This is a genomic window from Marisediminitalea sp. (assembly GCF_984433645.1).
Genome location: NZ_CFIDRX010000146.1, coordinates 1 through 10,749 on the forward strand (window position 1 = coordinate 1; position 10,749 = coordinate 10,749).

The 10,749-nt window shown below is 49.7% G+C and carries 9 protein-coding genes; 3 read left to right on the forward strand and 6 right to left on the reverse strand.

All coding sequences use genetic code 11. The features are described from left to right. Window positions 1–107: 107 nt before the first annotated feature. The 4 genes from AC4MRN_RS15860 to grpE form a co-directional block, all read right to left on the reverse strand. On the reverse strand, window positions 108–581 hold the full coding sequence (locus tag AC4MRN_RS15860; RefSeq protein WP_491203826.1) for a c-type cytochrome: 474 nt from the start codon (window positions 579–581) through the stop codon (window positions 108–110). 200 nt (window positions 582–781) lie between these two features. After that, window positions 782–1,915: a molecular chaperone DnaJ gene (gene dnaJ, locus AC4MRN_RS15865; RefSeq protein WP_370167039.1), complete on the reverse strand. Its 1,134-nt coding sequence runs from the start codon at window positions 1,913–1,915 to the stop codon at window positions 782–784. Window positions 1,916–2,059: 144 nt separating this feature from the next. Next, complete coding sequence (dnaK, locus tag AC4MRN_RS15870; protein WP_370239818.1) at window positions 2,060–3,985, reverse strand: molecular chaperone DnaK; 1,926 nt, start codon at window positions 3,983–3,985, stop codon at window positions 2,060–2,062. Window positions 3,986–4,068: 83 nt separating this feature from the next. Further along, complete coding sequence (gene grpE / locus AC4MRN_RS15875; protein ID WP_073322832.1) at window positions 4,069–4,707, reverse strand: nucleotide exchange factor GrpE; 639 nt, start codon at window positions 4,705–4,707, stop codon at window positions 4,069–4,071. Window positions 4,708–4,858: 151 nt separating this feature from the next. On the opposite strand from grpE, the gene AC4MRN_RS15880 reads away from it, so the two are divergent. Then, window positions 4,859–8,212, forward strand: a complete 3,354-nt coding sequence (locus AC4MRN_RS15880; RefSeq protein ID WP_491203827.1) for a PAS domain-containing hybrid sensor histidine kinase/response regulator — start codon at window positions 4,859–4,861, stop codon at window positions 8,210–8,212. Here AC4MRN_RS15880 and AC4MRN_RS15885 read toward each other — a convergent pair whose 3' ends face one another. Then, window positions 8,213–9,073, reverse strand: coding sequence for a helix-turn-helix domain-containing protein (locus AC4MRN_RS15885; RefSeq protein ID WP_139241554.1), 861 nt, complete (start codon window positions 9,071–9,073; stop codon window positions 8,213–8,215). 105 nt (window positions 9,074–9,178) lie between these two features. Here AC4MRN_RS15885 and AC4MRN_RS15890 point away from each other — a divergent pair, with 105 nt between their 5' ends. After that, a complete protein-coding gene (locus tag AC4MRN_RS15890; RefSeq protein ID WP_155014331.1) occupies window positions 9,179–9,580 on the forward strand; it encodes a protocatechuate 3,4-dioxygenase in 402 nt (133 codons plus the stop codon). Further along, window positions 9,573–10,412 carry a class III extradiol dioxygenase family protein gene (locus AC4MRN_RS15895; protein WP_073322437.1) on the forward strand — a complete coding sequence of 280 codons (840 nt, stop codon included), beginning with the start codon at window positions 9,573–9,575 and terminating at the stop codon, window positions 10,410–10,412. The genes AC4MRN_RS15890 and AC4MRN_RS15895 overlap by 8 nt, the downstream gene beginning before the upstream one ends. Before the next feature lie 26 nt (window positions 10,413–10,438). Here AC4MRN_RS15895 and AC4MRN_RS15900 read toward each other — a convergent pair. Next, on the reverse strand, window positions 10,439–10,749 hold a 311-nt coding region (locus AC4MRN_RS15900), incomplete at its 5' end, for a response regulator transcription factor (RefSeq protein ID WP_491203828.1).

Here is a 10,749-nt window from a genome sequence, read left to right on the forward strand (position 1 = left end):
TAAAACGCTTCTATATAGAACAAAAATGATACAGCAAAGGTCAACAGCCCCTAGAAAGAAAGTAAACGCTCAGCCCGTCACCGCTGTTCGAACTGAGCATAAACACGTTACTCTTTGTAGTCGTCGTGACAAGACTTGCAGGTGCCACCCAAACCAGCAATGGCTTTAGCATAAGCGCCTTCGTCACCTGTGGTAGAAGCCGCCTGAATATCCATCGCAACTTTTTTCAACGCCGCTATTTTGTCGTTAACGTCAGCTTCGTTGCTAAATAATGCAGGCTTTGCGTCGGTCGGTACATCAAAATCAGTTGTGTCGACTAACAGGTAGTCCGCCATCATATCGGCCAATTGCTCCAAACGCATGCCGTTGGTTTTCATAACTTCCGGATCAAATTTTTTCATTTTCAGCATGCCGAACATAGGCGCAGCATTGCTTTTTACTAACTGATACAGAGATTGACGGTACTCGATTGCCGCTTCTGCATGTTTTTCGGACGCTGCCTTTGCGGCCATTGCACTGCCGCTTAACACTGTGCCCGCGGCGCACAATGCCAACAAACCTGAGGCCAAAACCTTTTTCATGTTGCCTGTCTCCCTTTTCTTATGGAAAGTGGTTATTTTTGCGTATTACGAATAATAAAAATTTAAAAACATAAGACACCAAGGCGATTTGACGGTCGGGATTGGTGTACAAATAAAAAAACACGCAATTGCTATATTGAACAATTGCGTGTCTCTCAACAAGTTTTATTCGGTTGACCGAACAAAAAAGCGCGGTGAGCTTAGTTTGTCAGGTCGTCGAAGAACTTTTTCACGCCGTCAAAGAAGCCTTGCTCCTTCGGACGATGCTTTGCGGCATCTGAGCCTTTGCCCATGGACTCTTCCAATTCACGCAGTAGATCTTTCTGCTTGGAAGACAGGTTTACCGGGGTTTCGACAACCACTTTACACAGTAAATCACCAATGGCACCGCTACGAACAGACTTCACGCCTTTACCGCGCAGGCGGAACATACGACCAGTCTGCGTTTCCGGACTGATTTTCAGCTTCACTTTACCGTCCAGCGTAGGCACTTGTAACTCACCACCCAATGCCGCAGTAGTGAAGCTTAACGGTACTTCGCAGTACAGGTTATTGCCATCTCGCGTAAAGATATCGTGATCACGGACATGCACCTGGACATATAAATCGCCTGCTGGCGCACCGCTCTCACCTGCTTCACCTTCACCACTCAGGCGAATACGGTCGCCGGTATCCACGCCCGCCGGAATTTTAACCGACAAGGTCTTGGTTTTCTCGGTACGGCCCTGACCATGACATTCATTACAGGGATCAGAGATGATCTTGCCGCGGCCAGAGCAGGTTGGACAGGTTTGCTGAACTGCAAAGAAGCCCTGACGCATTTGCACCTGGCCGTTACCATGACAGGTTGGACAGGTTTTGGGGCTGCTGCCTTTTTTGGCACCAGAGCCGTTACAAGGCTCACAGGCAACCAGTGTCGGTACGCGAATTTCGACTTCTTTACCACGCACCGCTTCTTCCAGCGTCATCTCCAGGTTGTAACGCAAATCTGCGCCCTGGCGAGCTCTTGACTGACGGCCACGGCCGCCTCCAAAGATATCACCGAACACATCACCAAAGATGTCGCCGAAGTCAGCACCGCCACCAAAGCCGGCACCGCCGCGATTCGGATCAACACCTGCGTGGCCATACTGGTCGTAGGCAGCGCGTTTCTGAGAATCCGTCAGCACTTCATAGGCTTCCTGGATTTCTTTAAACTTTTCTTCCAGTGCTTTGTCGCCCTGAGTGCGGTCAGGGTGGTACTTCATAGCCAGTTTCTTGTACGCTTTTTTAATTTCGCGCTCGCCGGCTCCTTTGTCCACGCCAAGCACTTCGTAGTAATCTCGTTTCGACATATCGCTCGCTATTCCTACCCGTTTGAAACAACCCTGACGGGCTGCAAAAATTCTGCTTTATTTACATAAAAAGGCGCAACAAGCTTTGCCCTGCTGCGCCTGAGACTGCAACGTGGCCCGGTGCTTAACCGGGCATAGCGTTACTTACTTCTTGTCGTCGTCTTTCACTTCTTCAAATTCAGCGTCAACAACGTCATCTTCAGGCTTGCCCTGGCTTGCACCAGCGTCAGTTGCTTCCGCACCCGCTGCTGCTTGCTGCGCCTGCGCCGCTTCCATCAATTTAGAAGACGCTTGGATCAGCTCCTGAGTTTTCGCTTCGATTTCCGCTTTGTCTTCGCCTTTCGCAGCGGTTTCCAGTGCAGAAACTGCAGCTTCAATTGGCGCTTTGTCATCGCTGCTCAGTGCATCGCCCACTTCTTCCAACTGCTTACGGGTAGCGTGAATCATACCGTCAGCCTGGTTGCGAGCCTGAATCAGTTCTTCGAACTTCTTATCGGCTTCTTTGTTCGCTTCCGCGTCAGCAACCATTTTTTCGATTTCATCTTCGTTCAGACCAGAAGACGCCTGAATGGTGATCTTCTGCTCTTTACCCGTGTCTTTGTCTTTCGCAGACACGTGCAGGATACCGTCCGCATCGATATCGAAAGTAACTTCGATTTGCGGTACACCGCGTGCCGCCGGACGAATACCTTCTAAGTTAAACTGACCCAGAGACTTGTTACCAGACGCTTGCTTACGCTCACCTTGCAGTACGTGTACAGTTACCGCAGACTGGTTGTCTTCTGCTGTTGAGAAAGTTTGCGACTTCTTAGTTGGGATAGTCGTGTTCTTCTCAATCAGCGCAGTCATTACGCCGCCCATGGTTTCGATACCCAGAGAAAGCGGAGTAACGTCCAGCAGCAGTACGTCTTTAACATCACCAGACAGTACACCACCTTGAATCGCAGCACCAACCGCTACCGCTTCGTCAGGGTTCACGTCTTTACGAGGCTCTTTGCCAAAGAATTCACTTACATACTTCTGAACCAGAGGCATACGAGTCTGACCACCTACCAGAATGATGTCATTGATGTCACTTACTGACAGGTCAGCATCAGCCAGCGCTTGCTTAACCGGGTTCAGAGACTCTTTCACCATGTCTTCAACCAGTGATTCCAATTTCGCACGAGTCAGTTTAATGGCTAAGTGCTTAGGACCGGTTGCATCCGCCGTGATGTACGGCAGGTTAACTTCAGTCTGTTGTGAAGAAGACAGTTCGATTTTCGCTTTCTCACCGGCTTCTTTCAGACGTTGCATAGCCAGCGGATCTTTACGCAGGTCAATGCCTTGGTCTTTCTTAAATTCTTCTACCAGGTAGTTGATTACACGGTTATCGAAGTCTTCACCACCTAAGTGAGTGTCACCGTTGGTTGCCAGTACTTCAAACGTGTGCTCGCCATCTACTTCATCGATTTCGATGATAGAGATATCGAAGGTACCACCACCTAAGTCATATACTGCAACAACGTTATCGCCTTGCTTCTTGTCCATGCCGTAAGCAAGGGCAGCTGCAGTTGGCTCGTTGATAATACGCTTAACTTCAAGACCAGCAATACGACCCGCGTCTTTCGTTGCCTGACGCTGTGAGTCGTTAAAGTAAGCAGGAACAGTGATTACTGCACCCGTTACCGGTTCACCCAAATAGTCTTCAGCGGTCTTTTTCATCTTTTTCAGTACTTCGGCAGAAATCTGAGGAGGCGCCATTTTTTCGCCTTTCACTTCTACCCATGCATCGCCATTGTCCGCCTTAGCAATTTTATAAGGCATGATGTCGATGTCGCGTTGTACTTCTTTATCTTCCCAACGACGTCCAATCAGACGTTTAATTGCAAATAGTGTGTTGGTTGGGTTAGTTACAGCCTGACGCTTTGCAGACTGACCTACCAGTGTTTCACCGTCGTTGGTGTAAGCGATAATTGAGGGCGTGGTGCGGTCACCTTCCGCGTTCTCAATTACTCGCGGTTTGTCGCCGTCTAGAACTGCGACACATGAATTTGTTGTACCTAAATCGATACCAATGATTTTACCCATTACGTGTCTCCAAAAGTATTCTGTAATCTTGCGTAATTAGTGGGGTTATTGCCCACTGATTTCAATAGTTGTTTTAAAAATTTTTAGGCCTGGGTATCTACGCCACCATCAGGTGCGCGTGAAACCATGACCATTGCCGGGCGCAACAGGCGACCGTTCAGTTCGTAACCCTTCTGCATGACTGCCATTACTGTGTTTGGTGCAAAGTCAGCGCTCTCTTGCATTGACATGGCCTGATGCAGTTCCGGGTTGAATGCTTCGCCTTGCGGATCAATGGGGGTCATACCGAATTTCTCAATCGTGCTAACGAAAGATTTCAGTGTCATTTCCACCCCTTCCAGCATGGGCTTGATCGCTTCGTTTTCCGTGTCGGCTACCATAACAGCGCGTTCCAGGTTGTCGATCACATCCAGCAATTCACCGGCAAAGCGCTCCAAAGCAAACTTACGGGCTTTGTCGACTTCCGCTTCAGCACGGCGACGGGCATTTTCCATTTCAGCTCGCGCACGCAGCACAGAGTCCTGCTGTTCATTAAATTTGGCTTCTGATGCGGCCAGGGCTTTTTCCAGTTCAGCAATACGTGCTGCTGACTCGTCTACAATCTCACCTTCAACCGCTGCAGATTCTGCCGCTTCAACCTGCTCGTCTACCGTTTCGGCAGCGGCTTGTTGCGCTTCGGTTTGCTCTTGTTCTTCTGTTTGCACGTCGCGTGGCTCGCTCATGCTTTCCTCCACAATGTTTTTTGGGTAGTCACTCACAATGTGCCTAGTTATGGGGGTGGTTTGCGGACCTTCAAGGGTATCCACAATTTTTTTATGGAATCGAGAATTGTGCTAACGTAAGCCTGTACAAAATAAGGAAAAGAAATTCGCCATGCTGAGTATTTGGAGTGTTGGGGCCATTGTTCTGATTTATCTGATCGGATTATTTGTTCTGGCGTTTTGGGGCGACAAAAAAATTGATAGAAATCAACAGCATCCATTTCTTTACAGTCTGGGGCTAGGTGTCCACTGTACGTCATGGGCTTTCTTCGGCACCACCACACAAGCTACACAATATGGCTGGCCGGTGTTCCCAACCTATGTAGGTATTGTGTTGGTGATGATTTTTGCCTTTCCGGTGATTTTGCGCATCAGCCGCATTTGCCAACAACACAATGTCAGCTCTCTGGCAGACTTTATCAGTTTGCGATACGACCGTTCGCACACGTTGGCCGCCATCATTACCTTGCTGTGCTTTTTCGGCGTAGTGCCCTACATTGCGTTGCAACTCGACGCCATTACCGCCAGCATAGCCTTAATAACCTCTGACAATAGCAGTGGCTCTGGCACGGTGGGTTTCTACGTCGCAGCATTAATGGCTCTGTTTGCCATTTTGTTTGGCACCCAAACCTTGAATCTGACCGAGAAACACCCGGGCCTGCTGGCGAGTATTGCTGCTGAGTCCGTGGTTAAGTTAGTTGGGCTGTGCGTTGTCGGTATTTATGTCTGCTATGTCTTGTTTGACGGCGTTTTTGATTTATTCACCCAGGCCGCCCTGCATGCACCTACCCGTGAAATCCTGTATGCCGACAAAGGCTGGGGCGTCTTTTTTAGCCATGTGTTACTGGGTATTTGCGCAATGTTTATCCTGCCCCGCCAGTTCCATATGAACTTCGTCGAAAACAACGGCGAAAGCGAACTGCGCACGGCGCGCTGGGTATTCCCCTTGTATTTACTGGGCATGACCGTGTTTGTGTTGCCCATCGGCCTGGCGGGCAGTTTGTTGATGCCGGAAGGCGCCAATGCTTCTGACGCACTGGTATTAGCGTTGCCAATACATCACAACAATACCGTGGTATCTGTCATCGCCTTTATCGGTGGTTTGTCGGCCACCACTAGCATGATCATTGTTGCCACGCTCGCACTGGGTATCATGATAGCCAATAACCTCATTACGCCACTGTGGTTTACCTTCGCCTTCAAAAGACAGCCACAGCACTCTTTGCAAGCCGGGCAACTGCTGTCAATCCGACGGTTAACCGTATTGGTCGTATTGTCAGTCGCCTTCTGGTATCACGTGAACATCAGCCAATCTGCGCCCCTGGTAAAAAGCGGCATTATTGCAATGGCGCTGCTATCGCAGATTTTTCCCATCATGCTATTCAGCCTCTACTGGCAACGCGCCAACAAGCCCGCAGCGGTTTGTGGGCTTATAGCTGGCTTTTGTTGCTGGGTAAGCTGGATGCTCTACCCCAGCCTGCTATCGAGCTATTACTTCGAACCTATTCCCAGTGACGCCCAACTGGGTCAAAGCTATTTATTCAGTCTGCTTATCAACTGTGCTGTTTTTGTCACTGTCGCCTGGCTAACCCCTCACTTTGCCATCAGGACAAGTGAAGACGAAAATACCTCCCCGCCTGAGCCTGATCTGGCAATCAAGATCGGTGATTTGTTAACTCTCACAGAACGGGTGCTGGACCCGCCTGTGTACCGCGCGCTGGCAAATCAGTTGTCGGTAGACAGCCAACAGCCTCAGGGCTACGCCAGTCAAGGGTTATTGAGCCGGATTGAGAAGCTGTTAGCCGGCCAGGTTGGCAACCCCAGCGCAAGGTTATTGCTCACTGCCCTGGCAGAAACGCAGCCGCAAGGCTTGTCGAATCTGGTTCATTGGGTAGAGGAAGCATCACAGAGTTTTCAGTTTAATCACGAAGTCCTGCAGTCATCGGTTCAGCACATAGAACAAGGTATTGCTGTACTGGATCGCAACCTCAGCATGCTGGCCTGGAATGAGCGCTACCTTGAATTATTCCAGTATCCTCCGGGATTTATTCAGGTTGGCATGCCCATAAAGGATTTACTAGAGTACAACGCGGAACGGGGCTTGCTGGGCAACTCCGACAACATCTCCGAAGAGATCAATAAACGCATTCGCTACATGGCCGAGGGAAGCCGCTATAAATATGTGCGAAAACAGAGTGACGGCCGCGTGATTGAATTAAACGGCAGCCCGCTGCCCGGCGGTGGATTTGTTACTACCTACAGTGATATCACTGAATACATGCGAATACAGGAAGAACTGGAAACAGCGAAATCTGAACTGGAAGCTCGTGTGATAAGGCGCACAAAACAGTTGGAACAAGCCAAACTTGAAGCCGACAAAGCCAATGACAGTAAAACCAAATTTCTGGCAGCTGCCGGTCATGACCTAATGCAGCCCTTTAACGCTGCTACCTTGTTTGCGTCGATGCTGGCGCAAAAGACCTCTGGCTCGGCATTACAGTCGTTAAGCGAAGGACTGGTAAATTCGCTTAACAGCGCAGAATCCCTACTCTCCGCACTGCTTGATATGACGAAGCTTGAGACAGGTCGTCTTACCGCGCAAAAAACTGACTTTAAACTGGACGACATGCTGGCGGGTTTGTGTCAGGAGTTTGCGTTGATCTGCGAGCAAAAATCGCTTCGGTTACGCTACGTTCCCTCGCAACTGGTCATTCATTCTGACCCGAAATTACTACGCCGTGTTATACAAAATTTGCTGTCCAACGCCGTGCGATATACCCAGCAAGGCACCGTGCTTATTGGCGCAAGACGCCACAACAACAAAGCCGTCTCGATTTGCGTGATAGATACCGGCCCAGGTATACCTGAACACCAGCAGGCAGAGATTTTTAATGAATTTCACCAGTTGGATAACCACCAGAATCAAGGACTGGGATTGGGCCTGACGATTGTTGAAAGGATTAGTCACTTGCTGGATCACGAGGTGTCACTGCAGTCGGAGCCTGGCAAAGGCACCCAGTTCCGCGTTAGTGTTCCCCGCTCTGAGCAACATGCGGCACCAGCGCTGAAGACGCGCCAGCCTATAACCTCAGACAGCGCCCCCCTGTTGGCAAACCGATTTGTACTGGTCATTGAAAACGATGAACAAATCAGCGCTGCCATGACGCAATTATTGGAAGATTGGGGCGCCACGGTTAGCGTAAGCCGATGTTTTGAAGAAGCAAAAGACATAACACCCGTGCCCGATTTGATGCTAGTTGATTATCATCTGGACCATGGTGAAACCGGTATTCAGGCAGCGAGTCGCCTGCGCGAGTTGTGGCAATATGACGTGCCAGGTATCTTGAATACTGCAAACCGTCACGACGGCGTCAGGGATGAAGCACGCGAGGCTGGGCTGCACTACTTGCCAAAACCGTTAAAGCCCGCTGCACTAAAACGCCTGTTAAAACAGCATATCTGTTAACTATTGCGTTTGCTTGCGGTATTTTGCCGGGCTCGTTTGGGTGTAGCGTTTAAAGAATTTATTGAAGTAACCCGGATCGGAAAACCCGAGGCGCTCGGCGATTTCCGCGACGGGCATATCGGCAAAGACCAGGAAGCGTTTCGCTTCATTGATCAGTACGTTGTGGATTAAAGCCAAAGCATTTTCACCGGTGTGTTCCCGACAAATCTGATTGAGATGCGCCTGACTTACCCGAATCTCCTTCGCATACCAGCCAACCTGATGCTGCTGCATAAAATGACGTGAGATTAGCGCCCGGAACTGCCTGACTTTGCGTTCCGACTTGGTCAGATTTGCGTCATCGGTATTGTCGGACCCGGCACGCAACAACCAAATCATGAGCTGTTGCAACAAAGCCTGTAACATGGCTTCCTGAAAAGCGTTAGGCTGATTAGCCTCATGCTGAAGCTGCTGGCAAAGTTGCGCCACGTAATCCCGGTCTGTATTCGGGATGGGGGTTACAAATGCGTTGTCCAATCTGGACGTCACACCAAGGTTGCTGGTTACCTCTTTTAACAATGGGCTCGCCACGGACAGCACTACGCCCTGAGAATCGGCCTGCCAGTCAAATCCGTGCATCACGCCTTCGGGAATAACAATAGCAACCGGGGCCGATATGGTTTGCTGCTGGGTATCAAGCCTGACGTCGACGCCCCCTTCCAAGACAACAAACACCTGCGTGATCTGACGATGTCGGTGAGGCTGTATGGTCCAGTTATGCTGTTCACTGCGCTGTACCAACGCCTCACAATACAACAAAGTTTGCGGTGCAAACGTGCCATCCTCACCGTAAAAGTCGACAAACTCCACATTTCCCAACATTTTTATCACAATCTATAAAATTAGCCATCAAATAACTAATTTAACCCTTATAAACACAAAAAATCCACATAAAATACAATTCAAGAAACAAACAAAGGGTTTCCCATGAACTGGAAAAAGCAAGACTATGACGATATCCCCGGCACCTATGTGTTCGACGGTCAGCGCGCTCACCCGGCCTATGCCATCAATAAATTGTTGTACACATTTAACGATCAGGCCTGTCGTGATGAATTTGATGCGGATCCGGCGGCTTATTGTGACAAGCTGGGCGTAACCGGCGATTACAAAAAAGCCGTGTTGGAACAGGACTTTCTTGGCCTGCTTCGCATGGGCGCCAATATCTACTTCCTGGCCAAAATGTGTGTGCCTCGCGGTGTGTCTGTCCAGGACGCAGGTGCCGCTTTTCAGGGCATTACCACTGAAGAGTTTCAACAGAATTTATTAGACAAGGGCAACGGCCTGGAAGCAATCCTGGCAAAGAGAGGAGACTACTGGAATGGCTAAAATTATTGGTGGAATTACCAGTTCGCACATCCCGGCTGTAGGCAATGCAATATCTCAGGGGATCACGCAGGAGCCTTATTGGAAACGCTTTTTCGACGGCTATGGGCCGGCAAAGGAATGGCTGGCAGAAGCCAAACCCGATCTGGTGATTGTGGTGTATAACGACCACGGTCTGAATTTCTTTTTAGACAAGGTGCCTACCTTCGCACTTGGTTGCGCCGACATCTATGAAAACGCCGATGAGGGCTGGGGCTTAAAACCAGTACCGTCCTTTACTGGTGATGTGAAACTGTCGTGGCATTTGGCAGAGTCCCTGATTGAACAGGAATTCGACATTTGTATGTGCCAGGAAATGAAAGTCGATCACGGCTTTGTGAACCCGATTCGCGCCCTGTTTGGTGATCAGGAACCCTGGCCGGTAAAAGCCATTCCATTGGCAGTAAATACTGTTCAGCATCCGGTTCCCAGTGCTGCACGCTGCTTAAAATTGGGCAAAGCCCTGGGTAAAGCGCTGGAATCTTATCCGGAAGATACACGCGTCGTGATTTTAGGTACCGGCGGCATGTCTCACCAGCTACAAGGTGAACGGGCCGGCATTATCGATGTTGAATTTGATTTGGAATGCATGGACAAGATTGCCACCGATCCTGAATGGATGACCCAATTCAGTAATGCCGACATCATTCGTCGTGCCGGGAGCGAGGGTATTGAAACCATTATGTGGCTGGTGATGCGAGGCGCCTTAAAAGATGACGCCAAGGTCATTCACAAACACTACCACGCCCCCATTTCAAACACAGGTGCGGGTGTACTGGTGCTTGATAACCAGTAAACCGGACTCACTGGCCGGTGCCCCGGTCAGTGACTTTCTTCGTTGTTCATCATTTGTTTGAACAGCACGCCCGCTTTAGTGCGGTTGATCACTTCCAGCTTTCGTAACACAGCAGACACGTGCTGTTTAACGGTAGACTCAGAAATATCGAGCTCGTAAGCAATCTGTTTGTTCAACAGACCATCCGCCATCATTTTGAGTACTTTGAACTGGTGCGGAGTAAGTTGCGCTAGCTTGTCGGCAAAGGCTTTGTCCTGCTGATTTTCCAGTTGAGAGATTGCATCGTTGATATTGCCGGGTAACCACTGCTCACCATCCAGCACTTTACTTACTGCGT

Coding starts and splice junctions, on each gene's coding strand:
- AC4MRN_RS15885 (WP_139241554.1), bottom strand. CDS start 9,073: ATGTTGGGAAATGTGGAGTTTGTCGACTTTTACGGTGAGGATGGCACG.
- AC4MRN_RS15880 (WP_491203827.1), top strand. CDS start 4,859: ATGCTGAGTATTTGGAGTGTTGGGGCCATTGTTCTGATTTATCTGATC.
- grpE (WP_073322832.1), bottom strand. CDS start 4,707: ATGAGCGAGCCACGCGACGTGCAAACAGAAGAACAAGAGCAAACCGAA.
- dnaJ (WP_370167039.1), bottom strand. CDS start 1,915: ATGTCGAAACGAGATTACTACGAAGTGCTTGGCGTGGACAAAGGAGCC.
- AC4MRN_RS15895 (WP_073322437.1), top strand. CDS start 9,573: ATGGCTAAAATTATTGGTGGAATTACCAGTTCGCACATCCCGGCTGTA.
- dnaK (WP_370239818.1), bottom strand. CDS start 3,985: ATGGGTAAAATCATTGGTATCGATTTAGGTACAACAAATTCATGTGTC.
- AC4MRN_RS15860 (WP_491203826.1), bottom strand. CDS start 581: ATGAAAAAGGTTTTGGCCTCAGGTTTGTTGGCATTGTGCGCCGCGGGC.
- AC4MRN_RS15890 (WP_155014331.1), top strand. CDS start 9,179: ATGAACTGGAAAAAGCAAGACTATGACGATATCCCCGGCACCTATGTG.